General features: G+C 65.4%; 22 protein-coding genes. 13 read left to right on the top strand and 9 right to left on the bottom strand.

From position 1 onward, the window contains the following. Positions 1-5: 5 nt before the first annotated feature. The 4 genes from DH08_RS12175 to DH08_RS12160 are packed head-to-tail and all read right to left on the bottom strand — an operon-like array spanning position 6 to position 4,358. On the bottom strand, positions 6-833 hold the full coding sequence (locus tag DH08_RS12175) for an ABC transporter permease (protein WP_192179543.1): 828 nt from the start codon (positions 831-833) through the stop codon (positions 6-8). A 12-nt stretch (positions 834-845) separates the two neighbouring features. Beyond that, a complete protein-coding gene (locus DH08_RS12170) occupies positions 846-2,126 on the bottom strand; it encodes an ABC transporter permease (protein ID WP_192179542.1) in 1,281 nt (426 codons plus the stop codon). A 6-nt stretch (positions 2,127-2,132) separates the two neighbouring features. Then, positions 2,133-3,185 (bottom strand): ABC transporter substrate-binding protein, encoded by a 1,053-nt coding sequence (locus DH08_RS12165; protein WP_006204043.1) that lies wholly within the window; start codon positions 3,183-3,185, stop codon positions 2,133-2,135. 6 nt (positions 3,186-3,191) lie between these two features. Then, positions 3,192-4,358: a polyamine ABC transporter ATP-binding protein gene (locus tag DH08_RS12160; RefSeq protein WP_192179541.1), complete on the bottom strand. Its 1,167-nt coding sequence runs from the start codon at positions 4,356-4,358 to the stop codon at positions 3,192-3,194. A gap of 306 nt (positions 4,359-4,664) precedes the next feature. Here DH08_RS12160 and DH08_RS12155 point away from each other — a divergent pair, with 306 nt between their 5' ends. The 8 genes from DH08_RS12155 (at position 4,665) to lpxK (ending at position 13,097) form a co-directional block, all read left to right on the top strand. Further along, positions 4,665-6,053 (top strand): aminotransferase-like domain-containing protein, encoded by a 1,389-nt coding sequence (locus DH08_RS12155; RefSeq protein WP_192179540.1) that lies wholly within the window; start codon positions 4,665-4,667, stop codon positions 6,051-6,053. A 10-nt stretch (positions 6,054-6,063) separates the two neighbouring features. Further along, positions 6,064-7,308 (top strand): FAD-dependent oxidoreductase, encoded by a 1,245-nt coding sequence (locus DH08_RS12150; protein ID WP_192179539.1) that lies wholly within the window; start codon positions 6,064-6,066, stop codon positions 7,306-7,308. Positions 7,309-7,500: 192 nt separating this feature from the next. Then, positions 7,501-8,844 carry a TldD/PmbA family protein gene (locus tag DH08_RS12145; RefSeq protein ID WP_192179538.1) on the top strand — a complete coding sequence of 448 codons (1,344 nt, stop codon included), beginning with the start codon at positions 7,501-7,503 and terminating at the stop codon, positions 8,842-8,844. Continuing rightward, on the top strand, positions 8,831-9,637 hold the full coding sequence (locus tag DH08_RS12140) for a 3'(2'),5'-bisphosphate nucleotidase CysQ (protein WP_192179537.1): 807 nt from the start codon (positions 8,831-8,833) through the stop codon (positions 9,635-9,637). Before DH08_RS12145 ends, DH08_RS12140 begins: the two co-directional genes overlap by 14 nt. A 74-nt stretch (positions 9,638-9,711) precedes the next feature. Further along, positions 9,712-9,957 carry a DUF4170 domain-containing protein gene (locus DH08_RS12135; RefSeq protein ID WP_006204049.1) on the top strand — a complete coding sequence of 82 codons (246 nt, stop codon included), beginning with the start codon at positions 9,712-9,714 and terminating at the stop codon, positions 9,955-9,957. 5 nt (positions 9,958-9,962) lie between these two features. Beyond that, the gene (locus DH08_RS12130) at positions 9,963-10,754 is read left to right on the top strand and encodes a lysophospholipid acyltransferase family protein (RefSeq protein ID WP_192179536.1); all 792 of its coding nucleotides are present in this window, start codon (positions 9,963-9,965) and stop codon (positions 10,752-10,754) included. Further along, positions 10,751-12,067: a lipid IV(A) 3-deoxy-D-manno-octulosonic acid transferase gene (gene waaA / locus DH08_RS12125; protein ID WP_065518222.1), complete on the top strand. Its 1,317-nt coding sequence runs from the start codon at positions 10,751-10,753 to the stop codon at positions 12,065-12,067. Before DH08_RS12130 ends, waaA begins: the two co-directional genes overlap by 4 nt. A gap of 1 nt (position 12,068) precedes the next feature. Beyond that, a complete protein-coding gene (gene lpxK / locus DH08_RS12120; RefSeq protein ID WP_192179535.1) occupies positions 12,069-13,097 on the top strand; it encodes a tetraacyldisaccharide 4'-kinase in 1,029 nt (342 codons plus the stop codon). Here the strand turns inward: lpxK and DH08_RS12115 are convergent, their stop codons facing one another. Next, positions 13,098-13,331, bottom strand: a complete 234-nt coding sequence (locus DH08_RS12115; RefSeq protein WP_040584002.1) for a DUF2093 domain-containing protein — start codon at positions 13,329-13,331, stop codon at positions 13,098-13,100. A 203-nt stretch (positions 13,332-13,534) separates the two neighbouring features. On the opposite strand from DH08_RS12115, the gene DH08_RS12110 reads away from it, so the two are divergent. Continuing rightward, complete coding sequence (locus DH08_RS12110; RefSeq protein WP_192179534.1) at positions 13,535-14,131, top strand: hypothetical protein; 597 nt, start codon at positions 13,535-13,537, stop codon at positions 14,129-14,131. On the opposite strand, the gene DH08_RS12105 is transcribed toward DH08_RS12110, so the two are convergent. Continuing rightward, positions 14,128-15,054 carry a LysR substrate-binding domain-containing protein gene (locus tag DH08_RS12105; RefSeq protein WP_246800792.1) on the bottom strand — a complete coding sequence of 309 codons (927 nt, stop codon included), beginning with the start codon at positions 15,052-15,054 and terminating at the stop codon, positions 14,128-14,130. The genes DH08_RS12110 and DH08_RS12105 overlap by 4 nt on opposite strands. Positions 15,055-15,143: 89 nt before the next feature. Here DH08_RS12105 and DH08_RS12100 point away from each other — a divergent pair, with 89 nt between their 5' ends. Continuing rightward, a complete protein-coding gene (locus tag DH08_RS12100; RefSeq protein ID WP_192179533.1) occupies positions 15,144-16,037 on the top strand; it encodes a DMT family transporter in 894 nt (297 codons plus the stop codon). Positions 16,038-16,064: 27 nt separating this feature from the next. On the opposite strand, the gene DH08_RS35800 is transcribed toward DH08_RS12100, so the two are convergent. The 3 genes from DH08_RS35800 to DH08_RS12085 all read right to left on the bottom strand — a co-directional run bounded on the left by DH08_RS35800 (position 16,065) and on the right by DH08_RS12085 (position 19,510). Then, complete coding sequence (locus DH08_RS35800; protein WP_210328684.1) at positions 16,065-16,220, bottom strand: hypothetical protein; 156 nt, start codon at positions 16,218-16,220, stop codon at positions 16,065-16,067. Positions 16,221-16,628: 408 nt separating this feature from the next. After that, positions 16,629-18,491, bottom strand: coding sequence for a DNA mismatch repair endonuclease MutL (mutL, locus tag DH08_RS12090; RefSeq protein WP_192179532.1), 1,863 nt, complete (start codon positions 18,489-18,491; stop codon positions 16,629-16,631). A gap of 116 nt (positions 18,492-18,607) precedes the next feature. Then, entirely contained in the window at positions 18,608-19,510 is a 903-nt protein-coding gene (locus DH08_RS12085) for a LysR substrate-binding domain-containing protein (RefSeq protein ID WP_192179531.1), read from the bottom strand. 92 nt (positions 19,511-19,602) lie between these two features. Between DH08_RS12085 and DH08_RS12080 the strand changes: the two genes are divergently transcribed. The 3 genes from DH08_RS12080 to DH08_RS12070 all read left to right on the top strand — a co-directional run. Next, positions 19,603-21,153: a trimethylamine methyltransferase family protein gene (locus tag DH08_RS12080; protein ID WP_192179530.1), complete on the top strand. Its 1,551-nt coding sequence runs from the start codon at positions 19,603-19,605 to the stop codon at positions 21,151-21,153. A 64-nt stretch (positions 21,154-21,217) separates the two neighbouring features. Next, on the top strand, positions 21,218-22,867 hold the full coding sequence (locus DH08_RS12075; protein WP_192179529.1) for an ABC transporter substrate-binding protein: 1,650 nt from the start codon (positions 21,218-21,220) through the stop codon (positions 22,865-22,867). Between the two features lie 96 nt (positions 22,868-22,963). Then, positions 22,964-23,228 (top strand): B12-binding domain-containing protein (locus DH08_RS12070; RefSeq protein WP_192179528.1); only part of this gene is annotated, 265 nt, incomplete at its 3' end.

The raw sequence follows: 23,228 nt of genomic DNA, 5'->3' as shown, positions 1-23,228 counted from the left end.
ATGGGCTATGCGCGCGTGCCTGGCCGCTTCTGGCCGCGCCACGTCAGAATATTGGCCACGACCAGCAGCACGATCGACAGGCCCATCATCAGCGTCGCGGCGGCGGTGATCGCGGGCGAGAGTTTTTCGCGCAGGCCGATGAACATTTCGAGCGGCATGGTGCGCTGGTTGGCGCTGGCCAGGAACTGTACCACGACCACCTCGTCGAACGAGGTGACGAAGGCGAAGGCAGCGCCTGAGAGCACGCCGGGCAGGATCAGCGGCAGCATCACCTTGAAAAACGACCGCACCGGCTTTGCTCCCGAGATGGCGGCGGCGCGCATCAGATTGCGGTCGAAGCCGGTCAGGCTCGCCGCCACGGTGACGACGACGAAGGGGCTGGCAAGTGCCGTATGCGCCAGGATGATACCGGCATAGGTGCTGGCCAGCCCGACGCGGGCGTAGAACAGATACGAGCCGACGGCGGTGATCACCACAGGCACGATTAGCGGCGACAAAAGCAGCGGCATGACGATGCGGCGTCCCGGGAACCTTTCGTCGGCCAGAGCGATCGCCGTCATCGTGCCCAGCGTCGTGGCGATCAGCGTCGTGCCGAAGGCGACCAGCAGGCTGTTGCCGATCGCCGACTGCCAGCGCTGCGTGCCGAGCACGACCTCGTACCAGCGCGTCGAAATCCCTTCGAGCGGGAAGATGAAGAAGGAGCCGCTGTTGAACGACAGCGGCACCGGGATCAGGATCGGCACCAGCAGGAACAGGATCACCAGCCCGCACCACAGCCACAACAGCCCGATGCGGATGCGCTCGCCGGTGGTCGGATAGGGAGACAGCATCATGGCGAGAAGCTCCTATACGAGTTTCAGCCGGTCGAGGCCGAGGATGCGGGCGAAGATACCGAACAGCGCCAGCGTGAACACCAGCAGGATGAAGCTGAGCGCCGCCGCCATCTCCCAGTTCAGCTCGACATTGACGTAGTTGCCGATGAAGTTGCTGATCAGCTGGTCGCTGGCGCCGCCGATCAGCGCCGGCGTGATGTAGTAGCCGAGGCACAGGATAAAGGTGAGCAGGCAGCCGGCCATGACGCCCGGAAAGACCTGCGGAAGATAGATGCGGCGAAACGCTGTGAACGGCCGCCCGCCCAGCGAATAGGCGGCCTTCATTTGCGACGGCGGGATGGTGCGCATGACGCTGTAGATCGGCAGCAGCGTGAACGGCAGCTGGATATGCGTCATGGCGATGATCAGGCCGATGCGGCTGTACATCAGGTCGAGCCGGTCGTCGACGACGCCGAGCCACAAGAGCATGTCGTTGACCAGGCCGAATTTCTGCAGCAGCACCGTCCAGGCCGCGGTGCGCACCAGGATCGATGTCCAGAACGGCAGCAGCACCGCAACGATCAGGATGGCGGCCAGCCCCTTCGGCGCGCTGGCGATGAGATAGGCCAGCGGAAAGCCCAGCAAGAGCGTCGCCAGCGTCACCGCCGCCGCGACGAAGAAGGTGCGCATGAACACCTGCAGGAAGATCGCCTGTTCGGGCGGCACGCGTTCGATCGAGCCATCGGCATTCCAGCGCAGGTCGAGGGCGCTGAGCAGATAGAACGAGGTCACGGCGTGGGTGCCGTTGGCGATCGCCGGCCATGTGCCCGGCTGCGACCAGAACGGCACGGATTTCACCACCTCCAGCGGCGGCTTGTCGCCGGCGCCTTCGAGCTGGCGCACCGTCTTCAGCACCTGGCTGCGCGCGCCGGGCAAGCGGGCGTTCAGGCTCTTGGCGAGTTCATAGGCGGTGCCCTTGGCCTGATTGTCCTTGAGGTCGGCGGCTAGAGCCAGGAAGGCAGCATCGTCGGGCAGGCCGCTGCCGCTCCAGCCGCTGAGCGCCTGTGACGTCTGCGGCAAGGCATTGGCGATTGTCGGATCGTAGACGGCGCGCGACAGCAACAGCACGATCGGGATGCCGAAGCTCAGCGCCAGCAGCACCAGCAGTGGTGCGGCCAGCGCCAGCGAGCGCAGCCGGTCGCCGAACTCGGCGCGGCGGATCGCCGCCGACACCGACCTGAGGTCGGTATCGGCGGCTGACCGGCCGCGGGCCAGCGCGGGCCGGTCGAGTTCGCTGGGCGGGATCGCCGTCATCGGCTTCTACTGCGCGAGCCAGGCGTTGAAGCGCTTGACCAGGTCCTCGCCATAGTCGCCCCAGAATTCGGTGTCGGCGACGAGATAGGCACCCTTCAGATGCTCGGGAGCGTTCGGCAGCTTAGGCAAGGCGTCGGCGGCGACGAAGGACGCCGCATCGATGCGCACCGGTCCGTAGGTGATGTAGCTAGCGAGCTTGGCGTTGTTCTCGGGCTGGCTGATATAGGCAAGGTATTTGTAGGCGAGATCCGGGTTTTTGGCGCCCTTCGGAATCGCGATCATGTCGTATTCCAGGATCTGGTTGTTCCAGACGATCTTGAACGGCGCGCCGTCTTTGTCGATGGCGTTCTGGATGCGGCCGTTCCAGGCGGTGGTCATTACCACTTCCTTGGAAGCCAGGAGCTGCGGCGGCTGCGCGCCGGCATCCCACCAGACGATGTCCTTCTTGATCGTGTCGAGCTTCTTGAAGGCGCGGTCGACGCCTTCGGGCGTGCCCAGCACCTTGTAGACGTCGGCGGGCGCGACGCCATCGGCCATCAGCGCCCATTCGAGGTTCTGCGCCGGGAACTTGCGCATGGCGCGCTTGCCCGGGAATTTGGTGGTGTCGAAGAGGTCGAGCACCGAGGTCGGCGCTTCCTTCAGCACGGTCGGGTCATAGGCCAGCACGTCGCCATAGGCGTCGAGGCCGACGCCGCAATCGAGGGCGGAGCCTTCGAGGAATTTGTCACGCGGCGCGATCTTGGAATAGTCGAGCCGCTCGAGGATGCCTGCGTCGCAGCCCTGCAGCACGGTCGCGGTTTCCACCGTTACCAGGTCGATCGGCACGTTGCCGGTGTCGACCATGGCTTTGACCTTGCCGAGATCGCCAAGATATTCCTGCTCGACGATCTTGGTGCCGGTCTCCTTGGTGAACGGTTCGAACCACGCCTTGCGCTGCGCGTCCTGCCAGGCGCCGCCGCTGGCCATGATCGACAGCTCGTCGGCGACGGCGGCATGGCCGATCGCCATCCAGGCGGTTGCCGCCGCAAGCGCGAGCAGCCGGGTCTTGGTGATTTTCATGTGATCTTACTCCCCTGTTGTTTTTGATATCGATCCGGCCGTTCCGGCATCGGCCGGGAAGGCGCGGCAATCACCGGGCGCGCAGGAAACCAACACCGGCTCCCCATTCGCCATGGTCGCTTCAGGGCCGACCTTGACGGTCAGCACCTGTCCGTTTTCGAGCCTGGCCAGCAGGCGCTGGTGATCGCCGAGATAGATGCGGCCGTCGACCGTGGCAGTCAGCCTGTTGCCGGCCTGCGCTGCGGCCGCCAGGCCGAGCCGCTCGGGGCGGATGGCGACATGGCAGGCGCCACCCTCGGCGACGCCGATGGCCAAAGCGGTGATCGCGCCGCCGCCGTCCAGAGCGACGCGGCATTCCTTGCCGACCACGTGTTCGACCTTGCCGGCCAGCGTGTTGTTCTCACCGATGAAGCTCGCCACGAACGAGCTTTGCGGCGTGTTGTAGAGATCGTCGGGTGAGCCGAGCTGGGCGATGCCGCCATTGTTGAACACGGCGACGCGGTCCGACATCGTCAGCGCCTCGCTCTGGTCGTGCGTGACATAGACGATGGTAACGCCGAGCATCGTGTGCAGCTGTTTGATTTCGAGCTGCATGTGCTCACGCAACTTCTTGTCGAGCGCGCCGAGCGGCTCGTCCATCAGCACCAGGCTCGGCTCGAACACCAGTGCGCGCGCCAGCGCCACGCGCTGCTGCTGGCCGCCGGAAAGCTGCGTCGGCCGCCGGTCGCCAAACTGCTTGAGCCGCACCATGTCCAGCGCGCGGCCGACACGGGTGGTGATGTCGGCCTTGTCGATCTTGCGCACCGAGAGCGGGAAGGCGACGTTCTCCTCCACCGTCATGTGCGGAAACAGCGCGTAGTTCTGGAACACCATGCCGATGTTGCGCTCATAGGGAGGCAGCCGATCGACCGAACGGCCCTCCAGCGTGATGACGCCCCTGGTCGGACGTTCGAACCCGGCAAGCATGTTGAGCGTCGTCGTTTTGCCCGAGCCGGAGGGGCCGAGCAGCGTGAGGAATTCGCCGCGGGCGACGCTGAGGTTCAGCCGCGTCACCGCGAAGGTGCGACCGTCATAGGATTTCTCGACATCGGTGAATTCGACAAACCCCTTGAGGTCGGCTGCTGGTGCCGAGGCGGCGTTGCCGGCTGGCCAGGCCGTCGCGACGGCGCTCACCGGTGGAAATCCGTCGTGCGGCCGCCAAGGCCGTTGGTCGAAACGAAAAGGGGCTTGCGTTGCATGTCTCGGTCTCGCGGGGCGTTGACCGCACAAGGGCGGCAAACCAAACTTGTATGCTCACACAATCGATGGTTAAAGAACCATAGATGCAGACAAGTTTCCCCGTCAAGCGACTTTTTTGCCGATTGTGTGGGATTTTCGCGATCGGATATTGAATTTATGAACCAGACAAGTGCTATTGTCCGGAACATTGTCTTATGCTAGATGCCAATCGTCTCAACAGTCCGAAATCCGCCAATCCGCATGCTTCAAGACCTGCAACTCGCCTCGGATGAAGGTCCGGTCTATCGCCGCCTTGCCGACGCAATTGCCGAACGGATCGCTGCCGGCACGCTTGCCGTGGGCGACCGGCTGCCGCCGCAGCGCGAGATTGCGCGGGCGCTTGGCATCAACGTCACTACGGTGACGCGGGCGCTGTCGACGCTGCAGGCGCGCGGCCTGCTCGAGGCACGGCCGGGGCGCGGAACCACGGTCGCCGCCCGCGATGCCGGCGAAAGGCCGGGTTTCGTCTCGGCTCCGAGCGACGATAGCGGGGTCGTCGATCTGTCGGTCAACCGGCCGGCGACCTCAGCCTATCTCGATGCGCTGGCATTGCTCTTGCCGCGCATGGCCAAGCACCGGCACTACGCCACGCTGCAGGACTACCATCCGCCGGAAGGACCGTTGTGGGCGAGATCGGCGATCGCCGAATGGATGCGGCCGGTGGCCGGCGACGGCGATCCCGGTCGCGTCGTGCTGGCGGCTGGCGCCCAGCACGGGCTGGATTGCGTGCTTGGCGCCGTGACCAAGCAGGGCGAGGTCATTCTCGCTGACGAGGTCACCTATCAGGGCATCAATGCGCTCTGCAGGGTGCATGGGCTCGATCTCAGGGGCGTCGCCATGGATCGCGGCGGTATGCGGCCGGACGCATTTGATGCCGCCTGCGGGCAACTTCGACCCCGCGCGGTCTTCCTGGTGCCGACACTGCACAACCCGACGACGATTACACTCAGCGCCGAACGCCGCAACGAACTGGTCGCAGTCGCCCGCCGCCACAATGTGCTGATCATCGAGGACGACGTCTATCGTCCGCTGGCCGACAATCCGCCGCCGTCGCTGGCCAGCCTCGAGCCGGAGCTGACGGTCCATATTAGCGGCCTGTCGAAATGCATCGCGCCGGGGCTGAGGCTCGGTTTCGTCATCGCGCCGCGCGCCATCGCCGGCCAGGTGGCGGCCGCACTTCGCATCAATTGCTGGAGCATCAGCCCGATGGCGGCGCTGATCGGTACGCAATTGCTGGAGGAGGGGACGGCAACGCGCATCATCGAGGCACAGAAGCAGGAACTGCGCCAGCGTCAGGCGGTGCTGAGCGACATCCTTGGCGGCTTCGATGTCCAGACCCATTCGACGTCGACCCATGCCTGGCTGCGGCTCCCCGAACCTTGGCGCGGCGCCGGCTTTGCCCGCACCTGCCTGCAACGCGGCGTTGCCGTGCTGCCCGGCGATGCCTTCGCTGTCGGCCGCGAGCCGGTACAGCATGGGGTGCGCATCAATGTCGGCGCCGCCCGTTCGCTCGACGATTTGCGGATGGCGCTGAGTACGATGGCCGAGCTGCTTGCGGCCGGCCATCTGCAACTGCCTGGCTTCGTCTGAGGGGTCAGTCGTGGCCGCATCCGAAACAGTCGAGATCGCCATCGTCGGCGCCGGTGTTGTCGGGTTGGCGACGGCGCTGCGGCTTGCCGGCGAGGGGCGTGAGGTCCTGCTCATCGATCCCAACGAACCGGGCTCCGGCGCTTCCTTCGGCAATGCCGGGACGATCGCCGAATATGCCTGCATGCCGGTCGGCAATCCGGGCGTTCTGCGCGCTTTGCCGAAATTGCTGCTCGATCGCGACAGTCCGTTTGCGCTGCGCTGGACCGCGCTTTTCCAGCTGGCGCCATGGCTCGCCCGTTTCGTCAGGCAGTCGCTGCCCGGGGCCACCCGCGCCAATGCCTTGGCGCTTGCCGGGCTGCTGTCGGAAGCCTTGCCGGCCTGGGGAGAGATGGTGCAGGAGGCCGGCCTGCAGGACCTTATGCGCCGCAATGGCTGCCTCTATCTCTACCGCCGCGAGAGCGACTTTGCCGCTGCCGCCGGCGGCCGGGCGTTGCGTGCCGAATTTGGCGTCCACCAGGAGGTGCTGACGCCGCTACAGGTCGCCGGGCTGGAGCCCGGCCTGCAGGCGATCGCGGCCCGTGGCCTATACTTTCCGGACTCGCTGAACGTCACCGATCCGAGCATGGTGATGCGCCGCCTGCTCGAGGCGGCCGTCGCACGCGGCGCGTCGCTGGCCAGGGCCGAAGTGACCGGCCTGAGGGCCGGCGCAGACGGCGTCGAGCTCAGCGGTCCCGGTTTCCGGATCAAAGCGAAGACGGTGGTCATCGCCGCCGGCGCACGCTCGCGCGCACTCGCCGCACAAGCCGGCGACAGCGTTCCGCTCGAGACCGAGCGCGGCTATCACCTCGAATTTTCAACCGATGCGCCGCTGCTCAACCGGCCGGTCTGTCCCGTCGATCTCGGCTTCTACATGACGCCGATGGCCGGCCGGCTGCGTGTTGCCGGCACTGTCGAGCTTGGCGGGCTTGCCGCACCGCCCAATCCGCGCCGACTGGCGCTGCTCGACCGCGGCGTGAGGCAGATCTTTCCCCAGCTCGGCAAGCCGTCATCGGAATGGCTCGGCTTCCGGCCATCGCTGCCCGATTCGCGTCCGGTCATCGGGCTCTCGCGCCGCAGTCCCGGCGTCGTCCACGCGTTCGGCCATGGCCATCTCGGGCTGACATTGGCGCCGATCACGGCGCGGCTGGTCGCCGATCTTATCGCCGGACACGGCGATGCGGCGCGCGTCGCTCCTTTTGCCGCAGATCGCTTCTGACAGTCCTTTCCTCCTTAGGACGCCAAGCCTTCTCGGCGAGACCGGAAAGGCGAGATGGGCGTGGCTGGGGCTCTGAACAGGCTGCCTTGCCTTTTGATTGCCGCGTTTCCCATTGTACAAGCCACGGCGGACCAATAGATGGGTGCCAGTGGCTTCCTCCCAAGGCCGGCAGAAAAAGCAGGATTGATACGCATGACCAATACGCTCGACGCAGCGAAATTGACCGACCGCGTCGCGGCCCTGGTCGAGGCCGCCAAACGTGCCGGCGCCGATGCCGCGGATGCGGTCGCGGTGCGCGGTCGCTCGGCTGGCGTGTCGGTGCGGCTGGGCAAGGTCGAGGCTACCGAATCGTCCGAGAGCGAAGATGTCTCGCTGCGTGTGTTCGTCGGCCAGCGCGTTGCGAGCGTGTCGGCGACCGCCGCCTCCGACCCGAAGGCGCTGGCCGAGCGCGCGGTCGCCATGGCCAAGGTGTCGCCGGAGGATCCCTATCAGGGCCTCGCCGATCCCGCGCTGCTGGCGAAAACGCCGCGCGACCTCGATCTGTTCGACCCGACCGAGGTTTCGGCCGATGAACTGAAGGAAGCGGCGCTTGCGGCGGAAGCGGCAGCCCTTGCCGTCAAGGGCGTCACCAATTCGTCCGGCAGCAGCGCCGGCGCCGGGCTCGGCGGCCTGGTGCTCGCCACCTCGCACGGCTTCGTCGGTCAGTATGTCGCCTCGCGCTTTTCGCGCTCGGCCAGCGTCATTGCCGGCGAGGGCACCGGCATGGAGCGCGACTACGAGTACTCCTCGCACCAGCATTTTTCCGATCTCGACGCACCCGAAGATATCGGCCGCAAGGCCGGCGAGCGGGCCGTGCGCCGCCTCGGCGCCCGCAAGGCGGCGACCGGGCCGGTCGATGTCGTGTTCGATCCGCGCGTTGCGCGCGGCATTGCCGGTCATCTCGCCGGCGCCATCAATGGCGCCGCCGTGGCGCGCAAGACCAGCTTCCTGCGCGACATGATGGGCAAGCAGGTGGCCTCGGCCGCGATCACCGTCACCGACGAACCACTCAGGCGCCGCGGCCAGGCCTCGCGTCCCTTCGACGGCGAAGGTGTCGAGGGAAAGATGCTGCTGATGGTCGAAAAGGGCGTTCTCAACCACTGGTTCCTGTCGACCTCGGCCGCGCGTGAGCTTGGCCTCGTCACCAACGGACGCGGCTCGCGCAGTGGCTCCTCCGTCTCGCCATCCTCGACCAACCTCGCCATTGAGCCGGGCGAACGCACGCCGGAAGATTTGATCAAGTCGCTGAAGAGCGGCTTCTATGTCACCGAAGTGTTCGGCCAGGGCGTCGATATGATCACCGGCGAATACAGCCGTGGCGCGTCCGGCTTCTGGATCGAGAATGGCGAGCTTGCTTATCCGGTGGCGGAGGTGACCATCGCCTCCAATTTGAAGACGATGTTCCTCAACATGATTCCGGCCAGCGATCTCGATCGCGATTTCGGCACCGCGGCCCCGACGCTGATGATCGAAGGGATGACCCTTGCCGGCGCCTGATACGGTGATATCGGCCGGAGCCCGTGAGGACCTGGCCCTGCTGCGCGACGCCGCCCGCGAGGCCGGCATCATCGCCATGCGCTATTTCGGCAACAACCCGCAGGTCTGGATGAAGGGCGGCACGTCGCCGGTCAGTGAAGCCGACCACGCAGCGGATGCCTATCTGCGCGAGACCTTGCTTTCCGCGCGGCCTGACTATGGCTGGCTGTCGGAGGAAACCGCCGACAATCCCGTCAGGCTTTCGGCGCGCCGCACCTTCGTCGTCGATCCCATCGATGGCACGCGCGGCTTCCTTGAAGGCCTGCGCTCCTGGTGTGTCAGCGTCGCCGTGGTCGAAGACGGCCGCACGCTGGTCGGCGTGCTCGAATGCCCGGCCATGAAAGAGACCTATTGGGCGCTGCCCGGCGAGGGCGCGTTCCTGAATGGTCGTCGCATTGCCGTGCGCCAGCCCTTGGCAAAGATCGAGATTGGCGGACCGAAGCCGCTGGTCGACCTGATGCCGGCTGAGTGGCAGGGCCGGCTGAACCGCGTCATCCACATTCCGTCTCTCGCCTACCGGCTGGCGATGGTGGCCAATGGCCGCCTCGATGCAACCTTCGTCAAGCCGAGCGCGCATGACTGGGACATCGCCGCCGCCGATCTCATCCTGCACGAAGCGGGCGGCGCCTTGCTCGACCGGCATGGCGAGCGGCCGCGCTATGCCGGCGAGGTGATTCGCCACGGCGCGCTCGCCGCCGGCAGTGGCGCGCTGCTTGCCGTGCTTGCCGGTGTCATTGCCGGGCTGGACAGTTAACCATCATCAAAGGTTCCAAAGTCGGCGGCTTTGGTCTAGACCTCTGCAAAACTCACGATATGTGAAGGACAGACATGGCCGCGGAAGACGGAAAGAAACAGCTTTTGCACCTGGTTTTCGGTGGCGAGCTGAAAAAGCTGGGCGGAACCGAATTCCGCGACCTCGATGGGCTCGACATCGTCGGCATCTACCCCGACTATCAATCCGCGCACACGGCCTGGAAGGCCAAGGCGCAAGCCAGTGTCGATAACGCCCATATGCGCTATTTCGTCGTTCACCTGCATCGGCTGCTCGACCCAGACAGCAAGGCCGTCGGTTGACTTCTATGCACCATGATGCGGCGAAAGCGCCGGCCGGCGAGGCCGCGCCCGCGGGCCGTGGCGGCAGCCGAGCCACCAAGGCCTTCTGGCGCAGGGTCCGCGAACCGCTGGCGCAGTCGCGAATCGTCAAGAACGTCATCGTCGGCCTGCTGGCGCAGTTCGTGCGTCTGGTGCGCCTGACCAATCGCACGGTCGAGGGATCGGCGAAGGTTGCGGGCGGCGCCTATGCGCATCTGGAACCCGGCATCATCGCGCTCTGGCACGGCCAGCATCTTCTGACGCCGGCCTACTATCCCAAGGGGCGGCCGCTGGTCGCCATGGTCTCGCGCAGCGCCGATGCCGAGCTCAACGCTCTGATGCTCGAGAGATTCGGCATCGAGGCCGTGCGCGGCTCCGGCGGACGTGACAGCACCAGGCATCTCGACAAGGGTGGCGCCAAGGCGTTGATTGCCCTGAAAAAGTCGCTCACGGCCGGCAAGAACGTCGCCATGATCGCAGACATACCCCACGGCACGCCGCGCGACGCGGGGCTCGGCATCGTCCTTCTGGCGCGGCTCTCGGGCCGCCCGATCATGCCCGCGGCCATCGCCACCAGCCGCCGCAAAGTGCTGGAGAAGAGCTGGGACAAGACCACCATCAACCTGCCGTTCGGCCGTTGCGCGATCGTGCTCGGCACGCCGGTACAGGTGCCGGCCAATGCCGACGACGCCGAGATGGAGCGCAAGCGCCAGGAACTGACCGCCTCGCTCAACGCCGCCACCGCCGAGGCCTACCGCCTCGTGGACGGCCCTAAGTGAGCGAGCGCTGGGCGCGCGCCATGCTGTCGGCCTACCGCTACGCGGGCGCCGCCGCCTATCCGCTGATCGGGCCCTACGTCGCCTGGCGCACCTCCCGTGGCAAGGAAGATCGAGTGCGCCGGCGCGAGCGCTACGGCGTCGCCGGCCGGCCACGCCCGGAAGGGCCGATGATCTGGATCCACGCAGCGAGTGTCGGCGAGACCCTCGCCGTCATTCCCCTGGTCGAGAGCATCCTCGACTACGGCGTCAACATCGTGCTGACCACCGGCACCGTCACTTCCGCGCAAGTCGCCGACGAGCGGCTTGGCGCCCGCATCATCCACCAATATGTGCCGCTCGACCTGAAGCCGGCGGTCAGCCGCTTCCTCGACCATTGGCGGCCGGACCTGGCGATCATCGCCGAATCGGAAATCTGGCCGATGACCATGCTGGAACTCGGCGCCCGGCGCGTGCCGCAGGTGCTGGTCAACGGCAGGCTGTCCGACCGCTCCTTCACCTCCTGGAAGAAGCGCGCCAACATCGCCGAGGCATTGTTCGAGAACCTTGCCCATGTCGTCGCCCAGTCGGATGTCGACGGTGAGCGCTTCCGCTCGTTGGGCGCTCGGCCGGTCACCGTGTCGGGCAATCTCAAGGTCGACACCGCGCCGCCGCCGTTCGACGAAAAGGCGCTGTCCTCGCTGAAGCGCCAGATCGGCGAGCGGCCGACCTGGGCGGCGATCTCGACCCATGACGGCGAGGAGGTGGTGGCGGCCGAAGTCCACGCCATGCTGCACAGGCGCCATCACGGCCTGCTGACGATCATCGTTCCGCGCCATCCGGACCGCGCCGAGGCGCTGGCCGCGCAGATTTCCGGCATGGGCCTGAAGCTCGCCCGGCGCAGCAAGGGGGACAGGATCACCGCCGACACTGATATCCTGCTTGGCGACACGATCGGCGAGATGGGGCTTTATCTCAGGCTGACGGAGATCGCCTTCGTCGGCCGGTCGCTGACCTCCGAGGGCGGCCAGAACCCGCTTGAGCCGGCGATGCTGGAGACGGCGGTGCTCGCCGGCCGCAATGTTCAGAATTTCCGCGAGGCCTATCAGCGGCTGCTCGACAGTGGCGGGGCGAGACTCGTGCGCGACCGCGACATGCTGGCCGGCGCGGTCAATTTCCTTCTGACCAACGAGGCGGCGCGCTATGAGATGATGGCGGCCGGTGTGGCGACCGTCGACGAGATGCGCGGCGCGCTGGCGCGCACGCTGAAGTCGCTGGAGCCGTATATCCAGCCGCTGGTCGTCAAGTCGCGCCTGAAGGGCGCCAACGGGAGGTAGCGTGACCTCCGAGGCGCCGCCCTTCTGGTGGGAAAAGCCGGACTGGCGCGTGCTGGCGCTGTCGCCGCTGTCGGCCGCCTATGCAATTGTCGCCGGCCGCCGCATGCGCCGCGCGCCGCGCGAAAAGGTCGAGGCACCGGTGCTGTGCGTCGGCAATTTCACCGTCGGCGGCACCGGCAAGACACCGGTGGCCATCGCGCTGGCCAGGCAGGCCAAACGCATGCAGCTCAATCCCGGCTTCCTGTCGCGCGGCCATGGCGGCTCGTTCGCGCAGCCGCATCTCGTTGATCCGCACCATGACGCCGCCAAGCATGTCGGCGACGAGCCGCTGCTTCTGGCCGAACATGCGCCGGTCGCGGTGTCGCCGAACCGTGCGGCGGGCGCCAGGCTGCTCATCGAGAAGCACGGCTGCGACTTCCTCATCATGGACGACGGCTTCCAGAGCGCGCGCATCCATATCGACTTTGCGCTGGTCGTCGTCGACACGCGCTACGGCATCGGCAATGGCCGCGTCATTCCCGGCGGGCCGCTCAGGGCAAACATCGTCGACCAGTTGGTCTTCACCAGTGCGCTGCTCAAGATGGGCGAGGGTACCGCCGCCGATGCGGTGGTCCGCCAGGCGGCGCGCGCCGGCCGGCCGATCTTCGAGGCGCATACCTTACCTCGGGGTAAGGAGCGCTTTGCCGGCAGAAGGTTCCTGGCCTTCGCCGGCATCGGCCATCCCGAAAAATTTTTCGACACGCTTCGCGCCGCCGGCGGCGAGGTGGTGCTCTCGAGGGCCTTTCCGGATCATCATTTCTATGGCGAGGACGAGCTTGCCGAACTCGCCGGCACGGCGCGCCGCGAAGGGCTAGGCCTCGTCACCACCGCCAAGGACGCCGCCAGGCTGCGCCACGGCACGGCGCCCGCCGGGTTCCTGGATCAGCTCGACGTGCTGGAAATCGACACCGTGTTCGAACTCGACCAAGTGCCGGAGCGGATCATCGACGAAACGCTGGATGCGTGGCGGCAGCGGAAGTTACGGGGGTGACTAGCGCCGGCTGCGCAGATCCGGATTCGCTTCCATCTCACGCCGCAGCGAGGCCGTGGCGTTCGCATAAGGCTCTTGCCTGGCGACGCTCCAATATTTGAGCTCGTCGAGCGGGATGCTCTCGCCGGTCACCGCGCAGCGCACGAACGTGCCGGGGCTGGTGACCTGGAAATCGCCATCGAGATAGCGAATCCGGGCTTCCTTGCCGCCCGGGCCTTCGAAGCGGTTCATCATGAGGTGGCGCCAAGGTTCATGAGGATGTCATCGCCATAAATTGCCGGCGAGGTCAAGCTTGACGCAATGCTGATGGCCTATTGTCCGAAGAGCAATTCCTGGAAAAGTGTGAAACGGTTTTCCGTCCGGGATTGCGTCAAGACAAAGAGATAGAGTGGTTCGGCGTTTCGGTGAAACGATGAACCGCTCTTGCGGGGACCGGCATGGACATTTCCTCTGCCCGCCTGACATCGCTGTTGCGGGAAGCATTCACGCCGGAGGCTTTGCCGTCGGCGAAGACCGATCCAGCGAGGACGGCACTCATCAAGGCATTGGTTGCGCCGCCGGCACCGGCGGTAGGGCCGTCGCAGCCGGTGGCGGCTGTGCTGCCGACCCTGCTGCCGGCCGGCGGTTCCGGAATGCCGCAGCAATTGTCCTCGTCCGAGATCGAGCATGCCTACCGGCTCCTGGTCGACCCGGGCGCGGACGCGGCAAGCGATGCCACGCCGGTCACAACCGCCACGAGGAGACAGGCGCCGGAAGCCGACACCGCGCAACGTGGCTTGGCGCTGGCCCAGGTGACCACAGATGAGGGCGGCAAGCCAATTGTCATGGCTTGGTTGGCGCTTCTCACAGCAGAGGTCTCGCCGCTTCGCCGTGCTCCCACCATCGGCTCGGAAGCGAGACAAGGGCAGCGCGGCTCTCGGCCGGGCGACATGGCGGAGCCCGAACCCAGGCAGATGAGCATCGGACTGATGTCGTTTGGCGCCGGGATGCTTGCCTGCGCGATCGTCGGCTTTGTGCTGATGATGCTTCGCTAATTCTCGGCCTCGATGAACGCCTCGATCCTTTCCGGCGCCAGCCCGGCCTGCGCCGCGATGCGGCGGGCAAGGTCGGCGGCGGCGGCACGCGGGCGGCCGGCAGGCCGGTCGAGCCAGTAGGAGATCGGATTGAGAGCGACGCGGTCGTCGACCGCGACGATGCGGCCCGACTTCAGCTGATCCTGCGTCAGCGGCGGCCGCGCCAGTGCGATGCCCAGCCCATGCGCCGCGGCATCGAGCACCAGATTGTAATCCTCGAAGCGGCGGTCGTGCGGGCGCGGGCGGTAATCCATGCCCTGCGCCGCGAACCAGGCGCGCCAGGTGGACGCATCGGAATCGTTGATCAGCGGGAATTTGAGCAGCCGGGCAGGATCGCCACGGCCGATCTCGTTCGCCAGTTCCGGCGAGGCTACGGGGAAGACATGTTCCTCGAACAGCTGCACCGAAACGCGGCCGGGAATGCGGCCGCGCCCGCAGCGCACCGAAAGATCGATGCCTTCATCGGCGAGATCGGCCTGGCGGTTGTCGACGTCGAGCACGATGCGCAATTTGGTCGGGTTGCTTTCAAGCGCTGCCATGCGTGGCATCAGCCACAGTCCTCCCACCGAGGGAATCGAGGCGAGCCGCACCACGGCGGTGCCGCGCGGCTCCACCCAGCGGTCGGAATTGCTCGCGATCAGCGCGAAGGCTTCGGTGGTCCTGAGATGCAGACGATTACCCTCGATGGTCAGCGACACGCCGCGCGCGCCGCGATCGAACACTTTCAGCCCCAGCCAGTCTTCCAGCTTTGCGATCTGCCGGCTGACGGCGCCATGGGTGAGGTTGAGCTTTTCGGCGGCGGCTGAAAAACTCCCGGTGCGCGCCGCCGCGTCGAAGGCGCGCAAGGTCTCGAGCGGCAGCATCGGTTCTGAGCTGTGATCCATGCTCACAGGTGACCCTCGATTTGCTCGTTTGTCAACCGGCGGCAATGGCATTTCTATACATCATGCAATTGAATCGCGAGGACGGTCAGATGAGCGCTTACACCGGCACGTTGAATTCGACACAGCGCATGGACACCACGGCGGTCATCGCGGTGGCCCTCACCGTGGTCGGCTGGGCCTCGGCCTTTCCGGCCATCCGCGCCGGCCTCGCTGCCTTCGATCCGCTGGAACTCGGTGCGCTGCGCTTCGCCATCGCCGCCGTGCCGGCCGCGATCTTCCTCGCCGTCAAGCGCCCGGCGCTGCCCAGGATCGACGAATTGTGGCGCTTCGCCTTCGGTGGCGCCATCTTCGTCGCGCTCTACACGGCGATGCTCAATTTCGGCGAGCTGACGGTTTCGGCCGGTGCCGCCGGCTTCATCATCAACGTCAGCCCGATCTTCACCGCCATCATGGCCATGGCGCTGCTTGGCGAACGCTTCTCCGGTCTGGCCTGGCTCGGCACGGCGATCTCTTTTGCCGGCATCGGCGTCATCGCCATGGGCGAGGGGCAGGGCCTGCATTTCAACACCGGCGCACTGCTGGTCTTGGGCTCCGCCCTGTGCTCAGCCGTCAACACCATCGTCCAGAAGCCGCTCTTTGCCCGCCACCATCCGCTGACCATCGCCGCCTCCAACATGGTGCTCGGCGCACTCTGCCTGGCACCCTTCCTGCCCAACGCGCTCTCGCAGGCCGCGGTCGCCGACGCCGCCGGGCTCGGTGCCGTCATCTTTCTCGGCATCGTGCCGAGCCTGATCGCCTACGCCGCCTGGGCAACCGCGCTGTCGCGCCTGCCGGCCGCGCGCGCCTCGAACTTCCTCTATCTGGTGTCGCCGGTGGCCACCCTCATCGGCTTCTTCTGGCTCGGCGAAGTGCCGACCCTGCTCGGCATGATCGGCGGCGCACTGGCGCTTGGCGGCGTCGTCGTGGTGAATTTGAAGAGGTGAATCAGAGTGTTGTAGCAGTTGGCTGCATTAGGGCTGGCGAGCAAGCGAGCTTACGAAGTCGGATATCTGACGGCTGCCACGCAAGTTGATCACCGGCACCAGTGCTCCCCTCGCCAGCCGCTCCTGCTCGATGAGCGGTCGACTGTCACGGTCGAAATTCCAGATGTAGCGCAGAAACTCCAAAAACTCTTTGTCCAGTCTCTCCCGGCATCCGGTCGCAAGATCAAGCCGAGGCCGGTTCAATGCGCCACGCAATATGACCCGGCTCAGGCAGGTTACGCGAGGGGTGTCGAGCCAGACAACGAGATTGGCGCGGGGCAGCCTTAGGTCGAAAGTCTGCCGATAGTAGTTTCCCTCGCACACCCAGCCGTTACCAGAGATGGCTTGGTTGACGCTTGCACGAAAGACCTCATTTTGAGGTTTGGTCCAACCCGGCCCCAGAACAGTCTGTCCAAATGCACGACCGGCAATTTCAGCCGTTCACCCACTTCCCTCGCCAGGGTTGATTTGCCGCTTCCAGCATTTCCGAGAATTACGATCCGTTGCACGAGGCGACCTCGAAAAGCGGCGAAGAGGGTCCAGAGACAGTCTTCACCGCCGCCCGAACAGCCTTTCTATGTCGGCGAGCTTGAGCTCGATATAGGTCGGGCGACCGTGGTTGCAGGTGCCGGAGCCCGGCGTCGCCTCCATCTGGCGCAACAGCGCGTTCATCTCCTCGGCCTTCAGCAGACGGCCGGAGCGCACCGAGCCATGGCAGGCCATGGTCGCGGCGATCCTGTCCAGTCGGCCTTTCAGCGTCTCGACCGTATCGTTGTCGGCGATCTCGTCGGCGAGGTCGCGCACCAGCTGCTGCACATTGGTCTCGCCCAGCATCGACGGTGTCTCGCGCACTGCCACCGCACCCGGACCGAAGCGCTCGATGCCGAGGCCGAAGCGGGCCAAGGTCTCGGAATGCATGGCAAGCCGCTCGGCATCCTCCTCAGGCAGGTCGACGATCTCCGGCAGAAGCAGCATCTGCGAGGGCACCGCACGGGCATGCAGCGCATTCTTCAAGGCTTCGTAGACCAGCCGCTCATGCGCCGCGTGCTGGTCGACGATGACGAGCGAATCCCTGGTTTGGGCGACGATGTAGTTCTCATGCACCTGCGCCCGCGCCGCACCCAGCACTGTGCCGAGCAGCGTCTCGGCCGCCTCGTCCTGGCCGGCTCGCGCATCGGCGCTGGCCAGCGGCCCGGCATCGAAGGCGGCCTGATCGTTCTCGCGGAAGCCGCCATTGCCGAGCCCACCGCCTTCCATGTCGAGCGGCCGCTGCGCTGAGCGGTCGAACCCGGAAAAGCCCGAGGCGCGATAGGCCGCATCGTAGCTGCGGTGGCCATTGGCCGGTCCGGGATGCGCGTAGCTGGCAGCACCCGGCCGGAACGCCGCCATCATGCCGGCCGCACCTGTAGTCGCGGCGCGGATGCCGGCATTGGCCAGCGCCTCGCGGATGGCGCCGACGATCAGCCCGCGCACCAGTCCGGGATCGCGGAAGCGCACATCGGCCTTGGCCGGGTGGACATTGACGTCGACGGTTCCCGGATCGAGCGTCAGGAACAGCACGGTCACCGCGTGGCGGTCGCGTGGCAGCACGTCGGCGAAAGCGCCGCGAATGGCGCCGGCGATCAGCTTGTCGCGCACCGGCCGGCCATTGACATAGGCATATTGCTGCAGCGCGTTGGCGCGGCTGAACGACGGGATCGAGACATGGCCGGAAAGCCGCACGCTCTCCCGCTCGGCATCGATGGCGATCGCATTGTCCGGAAAGTCGGCGCCCATCACTTGTGCGACACGGGCAAGGCGGCCCTCAGAGCTGTCTTCGGTCGCCGGCAATTCCAGTGTCGAGCGGTCGGAACCGGCCAGCGTGAAGCGCACGGCAGGGAAGGCAATGGCAATGCGCTTGACCACGTCGCTGGTAGCCGAGCTTTCGGCGCGTTCGCCCTTCATGAACTTGAGCCGGGCGGGCGTGGCGAAGAATAGGTCGCGCACCTCGACCGTTGTGCCGCGATTGGCCGCCGCCGGCTTGACCGCGGACATACGGCCGCCCTCGATGCCGATCTCGGCCGCACTGTCGCCCGATGCAGTGCGCGAGCGGATCGACAGCCTGGCCACCGAACCGATCGACGGCAGCGCCTCGCCGCGAAAGCCGAGCGAGCGGATGTCGTGGATGTTATCGCCAAGCTTGGACGTGCAGTGGCGCGCAATCGCCAGCACCAGCTCCTGCTCGGGGATGCCTGAACCGTCGTCGGTGACGCGGATCAGGTTCAGTCCGCCACCGGCGGTAACGATCTCGACGCGGGAAGCACCGGCATCGAGCGCGTTCTCGACCAGTTCCTTGACCACGCTCGCCGGACGCTCGATGACTTCGCCGGCGGCGATCTGATTGATCATCGTTTCGGAAAGCTGGCGGATGGGCATGGGAGCACTATAGGCGGATTCGTAACGGATGCGGAAGTTTTCGATGCGGCGGAATAGCGGACATGACGGCGGGGCAGCACCCCCTCGCTGCGATCCCAGCTATGCGGCTTGCCTCCTCACGCCTGCGCGGCCAACCAGTCCCGCACCTTGCGGGCATTGTCGCTCAGCTCGCGGTTCTTCGGCCAGATGACGTAGAATCCGACGCCGGTCCTCAGCACATGATCCGTCACCGGCACCAACAGTCCAGATGCCACGAGGCGCGCGACCAGATGCCGCCAGCCGAGCGAGATGCCTTGTCCCTCCATGACCGCCTGAATCACCAAGGCATAGTCATTGATGCGCAAGCCGCGCTCGGCATTACGGAGGCTGGTTCCTGCGGACGCGAACCATTCGTCCCAGTTCGGGGCCTCGCGGTAGGGCTCCTCGAGATGGATGAGTCGATGCGTTGCCAGTTCCTCGACGGTCTTCGGCAGCCCAAACTTCGCCAGATAGTTGGGGCCTGCGACCGGGAAGATCTCCTCGTCAGAGAGCGACAGCGAATGATAGTCCGGCCAATCGCGCGGCACGCCGCCGCGCACGCCGAGCGGGATGCCCTCGGCGATGATGTCGAGGTCGCGGTCGGCGGTCTGGATGCGTAGATCAACGCCCGGCAATTCGTCGCGGAACTGCTGCAGGCGCGGCATCATCCAGAACGAGCCGAAGGCGGTCGACGCGGCAAGCGTCACATGGCCGCCTGTCACCTGCAGGCGCAGGTCTTCCGCCGATTTTCGGATGTGGGACAGGCCGAGCGAGACATCGGCATGGAAGCGCTCGCCGGCCTCGGTCAGGCTGACCTGGCGGTGGCGGCGTTGGAATAGCTTGGCGCCGAGCTGTTCCTCCAACCCGCGCACAGCATAGGAGACGGCGGCCTGCGTCATGCCGAGCTCGCGCCCGGCGGCGGTGAAGCTCGACAGCCGCCCGGCCGCCTCGAAGACGATCAGGCTGCCGGCGGAGGGCAGGAGGTGGCGCAAGCTTCGCATAAGCAGAGCTTATACAAGAGATCAGGTTTTTCCAGCGTCACAGTCATATTTCGTCCCGCTAAGTTGACGGGCTCAGGGAGGATTGACTTGCCATGAACGCACCGGCCGTTGAAGTGACCGAAACTGCCCATCGCCGCAGCGGCGGCCGCCTGGGGCGCAAGGCGATGCGGGGCGTTCCCATAGCGTCGTTTCCAACCCTGGTCCGCCAGATCCCCGCCTATCAGATGGTCCCGGACGAGGCGGTGGAGCTGATCCACCAGGAGTCGCTCTCGATCCTTGAAGAGGTGGGCTGCGAGTTCCGCGACGACGAGGCGATCGCCCTATGGAAGGCCGCCGGAGCCGATGTCTCCGAGACGCGCGTCCGTATCGACCGTGCGCTCTTGATGGAGCTGGTCTCCAAGGTCCCGCCGGAATTCACCCTCAATGCGCGCAACCCCGAGCGTACCGTTCGCGTCGGCGGCAAGAATTCCATCTTCGTTCCGATGTATGGCGCGCCTTACGTGCGCGACCTCGACAACAACAGGCGGTACGGCTCGCTCGCCGACCTCAACAATTTCCATAAGCTCGCCTACATGGCGCCGGCGCTGCACTCGTCGAGCTCGGTCATCTGCGAGCCGATGGAAATTGCGGTGCCCAAGCGCCATCTGCACATCATCCACTCAGCGCTGAAGCACTCCGACAAGCCGTTCATGGGCATCGTGACGTCGAAGGAGCGGGCGGAAGACACGATGGCGATGGCCGGCATCGTGTTCGGCGAGGATTTTGTCCGCGACAATTCGGTGCTTGTGGCGATCACCAACTGCAACTCGCCGCTGGTGTGGGACGCCACCATGCTGGACGCCATGAAGGTCTATGCGCGCAGCAACCAGCCGCTGATTCTCGCGCCCTTCGCGCTATGCGGCGCCTCGACCTCGGCCTCCGCCGTCGGCGCGGTCGCGCAGGTCAATGCGGAAGCGCTGGCCGGCGTCGCGTTCACACAGCTGCTGCGTCCGGGTTCGCCGCAGATCTACGGACAGTTCATGGTCACGGTCGACATGAAGACCGGCGCGCCCATGGGTGGCACGCCGGAAGCCGCCCAGATGATGTATCTGATGGGCGCGCTGGCCAGGAAATACCGGCTGCCGTGGCGCACGTCGGGCTTCCATGTCGGCTCGAAGCTGAACGACGCCCAGGCCGGCTACGAGGCTAACATGCTGATGCATGCCGCCATCCTTGCCGGCGCCAACTACATCTGGCACTCCGCTGGATGGCTCGAGGCCGGCCTGACCTGCGGCTACTCGAAATTCGCGACCGACTGCGAGCAGCTTGTCGGCTGGTACAAATATGCCGGCGGGCTGCCGTTCGACGATTTCAAGGAAGCGATGGCGGCGATCCGCGAGGTGGGGCCGCAGGGTCATTTCCTGGGCACCCAGCACACGCTCGAACATTTCGAGTCCGCTTTCTTCATGCCCAGCATCATGGACTTCAATTCGTTCGAACAGTGGAAGGCTGAAGGGGCGAAGGACCACGATACGCGCGGTCGCGAGAAAGCGCGCAACATGCTCGCGGATTACGAGGAGCCGAAGCTCGATGAGGGCATCGCCGATGGTCTCAAGGATTTCATCGCGCTGCGCGAGGAGAAGCTGCCGGACAGCGTTAGTTGATAGAACAACAGCACTAGTTGATGTGACAGGCGAAGACCTGACGGAACCACTAAGGGAGGAAAAAATGACGCTCTTCAGAAGCGATGGCGACCGCGTGCCGGGCGCTATCGAGGCAATGGCGAAAGAGACGCGTGCGGGCCGCATGGACCGGCGTGAATTCCTGGCGCTGGCCAGCGCCTTTGGCGCATCGACGGCTTTCGCCTATGGCATGATCGGCCTTGCGGCGCCGACAAAAGCCCTGGCCGATGAACCGAAAAAGGGCGGAACGCTGCATGTCGCCATGTCGGTCAAGGCGCAGAAGGATCCGCGCACCTATGACTGGACCGAGATGGCAAACGTCACCCGTTGTTGGCTGGAACCGCTCGTCCGCTATACGCACCAGTTCACTTTCGAGCCGGTCCTGCTCGAAAGCTGGGACGTCAATGATGACGCCACCGAATACACACTGCATCTGCGCAAGGGCGTCACCTGGAACAATGGCGATGCCTTCAACGCCGATGACGTGGTCTTCAATCTGAACCGCTGGTGCGAGAAGGGTGCTTCCGGCAATTCCATGGCGGCACGCGTCGGCGCGCTGATCGACACAAAGACCGGTAAGGCGAAGGATGGCGCGATCACCAAGGTCGACGACCTCACGGTCAAGCTGAAGCTCAACGAACCGGACATCGCGATCATACCGGGCCTCACCGACTATCCGGCGCTGGTCATGCATCGCGACTTCGACAAGGATGGCGCCGACCCGATCAAGAAGCCAATCGGTACCGGAGCTTTCGAGCTGGTCTCTTACGACGTCGGCCAGAAGGCGGTCGTCAAGCGTCGCGAGAACGGCAAGTGGTGGGGTGGCGAAGCGCCGCTCGACGGTGTCGAGTTCATCGACTACGGCACCGACTTCAACGCCACGCTGAATGCCTTCGAGTCCGGCGAGATCGACCTCGATTTCGAAACGCCGGCCGACTTCATCGACGCCCTCGACAAGATGGATCTGGTGAAATCGGAGGTCGCGACGGCGACCACGCTGGTTGCCCGCACCAACATCACGCACAAGCCCTATGATGACCAAAAGGTCCGCAACGCGCTGCAGATGGCCGTCGACAACGATGCCGTCATGCAGCTCGGCTACGCCGGGCGCGGCACGGTCGGCGAGAACCACCACGTCGCCCCGATCCATCCCGAATATTATCCGCTACCCAAGAAGACACGCGATGCAGCCGCCGCCAAGAAGCTGATGGCGGATGCCGGGCAGGCCGACTTCGAGCATGAGCTGATCACCGTCGAGGACGAATGGCAAAAGAACACCGGCGATGCGATCGCCGGCCAGCTACGCGATGCCGGCATCAAGGTGAAGCGCACGGTGCTGCCGGGCTCGACCTTCTGGAACGACTGGACGAAATATCCATACTCAATGACCATCTGGTACATGCGGCCGCTGGGCGTCCAGGTGCTGGCCCTCGGCTATCGCTCGGGCGAGGCCTGGAACGAAACGGCCTATGCCAACCCGGATTTCGACGCCAAGCTGAAGCAGGCGCTCTCGCTCGCCGATCCTGCCAAGCGCAAGGAGGTGATGAAGGACGTCGAGCAGATTCTGCAGGATTCCGGCGTCATCATCCAGCCGTTCTGGCAGAAGCTCTACTGCCACATGAGCAAGAAGGTGAAGAACTACGGAATGCACCAGACCTACGAAATGGACTTCCAGAACGTCTGGCTGGACGCCTGATATAACTCCCGAGGCTGCAAGCAACCGCCGCCGGCACCTATGACAAAGGTGCCGGCGGCCCCTAGATCACTGACAAGCAATTGGCGCAGGCAACAAATGGCCGACGACGAGATCATCCTTTCCGAGCTTTCCGACGACGAGCTTGTGCAGCAGATGCACGACGACCTTTATGACGGGTTGAAGGAAGAGATCGAGGAAGGCACACAGATCCTGCTCGAGCGCGGCTGGGCACCCTACAAGGTGCTGACCGAGGCGCTTGTCGAAGGCATGCGCATCGTCGGCGAGGATTTTCGCGACGGCATCCTGTTCGTGCCGGAAGTGCTTTTGTCCGCCAACGCGATGAAGGCCGGCATGTTCATCC

The sequence above is a fragment of the Mesorhizobium amorphae genome, assembly GCF_014843845.1.
GTDB lineage: Bacteria > Pseudomonadota > Alphaproteobacteria > Rhizobiales > Rhizobiaceae > Mesorhizobium > Mesorhizobium amorphae_A.
Note: the sequence above shows the minus strand (reverse complement) of the source record. Positions and strands in the feature narration are given on the sequence as shown.